This window comes from Oleiphilus sp. HI0067 (assembly GCF_001635735.1).
The window spans coordinates 1-1,130 of the sequence record NZ_LWFI01000400.1; the positions used below are offsets into that span (position 1 = coordinate 1).

Annotated in this window: 2 protein-coding genes; one reads left to right on the forward strand and one right to left on the reverse strand. The window is 46.3% G+C overall.

Features of this window, described 5'->3' with window-relative positions:
* A partial coding sequence (locus tag A3739_RS30690) for a hypothetical protein (RefSeq protein WP_231877009.1) occupies positions 1 to 193 on the forward strand: 193 nt, incomplete at its 5' end.
* A 119-nt stretch (positions 194 to 312) separates the two neighbouring features.
* Here the strand turns inward: A3739_RS30690 and A3739_RS04740 are convergent.
* On the reverse strand, positions 313 to 1,130 hold an 818-nt coding region (locus tag A3739_RS04740), incomplete at its 5' end, for an alpha/beta fold hydrolase (protein WP_068500504.1).

Here is a 1,130-nt window from a genome sequence, read left to right on the forward strand (position 1 = left end):
CCCAGGGCTCCCTCTCTTGCGCGTTGCGCAATTCACCTTGTCGCGCTTCGCTGTCCGGAATGACGCAATGGAACGAAGGGATAATCGCGTTGAGCGCGTAAGCGATCCGGGTCGCCTTTGGGGTGTTGGGGTCTTTGGCGAAACAAAGACCCTGACTTGCCGTCGGCCAGCGCCGACAGGAACAGAAGAATGAGCCTGATGTTACCCTCTAAAAACAACAACCACTTATGCCTAACCGTAGACAACACTCACAAAACAAAAAAAGCCGCTACTAGTTTCCCAATAGCGGCTTCATTTCATCAATGCTTGAGTCTAGCTACCGATAAAGTCTCGCATTAGTTCAGCTGTTTTTTCTGGTGTTTCAACCATTGCTAAGTGACCAATACCAGGCAATACAACCTTCTTAGAGTTCTTCACCAGCGCCGCATATTCATCAATATTCTTGGCACTAATCACCTTATCTCCTTCTCCCCAAATGATTAGGGTTGGCGCGGTGATATTAACGAATTCTTTGTCTAAGCCTTTAGTGAGGTCTGAACGAATGTCTTTAAAAATCTTTTCGTTGATCGCTAGTCGAGACACCGCTATTTCAGCCTCCGCTTTTGCAATCGCATCGGGAATAAATGGCTTCACTTCCATGACAAACTCTAAGACCCGATAAAAGTCTTGTTCAGTTTTTGCGATCAAAGGATTGCTCCCTTGCTCGAGAATTTCGTCCATCTGCGAAGGCTGAGTATGCACACCTGCTGGACTGATTAAGGTAACCGATAACACTTGATCTGGATGACGGGCTGCGTAAAGTGATGAGATAGCGCCACCCATAGAATTGCCCACCAAATGGAACTTCTTGATATCTAGCTTCGCCATCAAAGCATTCACAAACGCAACTTGATCAGCAATATGGTAACTCGCGTTCAGATCTTGCTTGTTTTCACCATGCCCCATTAGATCTGGAACAATCACACGATACGTCGAACCGAACTGCTGCGCTAGACGCAACCAATTCGTTTTACTACCACTAAAACCATGCAACATTACTAGAACTGGGGCATCAGCGTTATTATCGTATAAGGTGACTTGCTGACCGTTTACTTCAATTGTTTCGTGAACGAGACCAGCTTTTTCGGCCT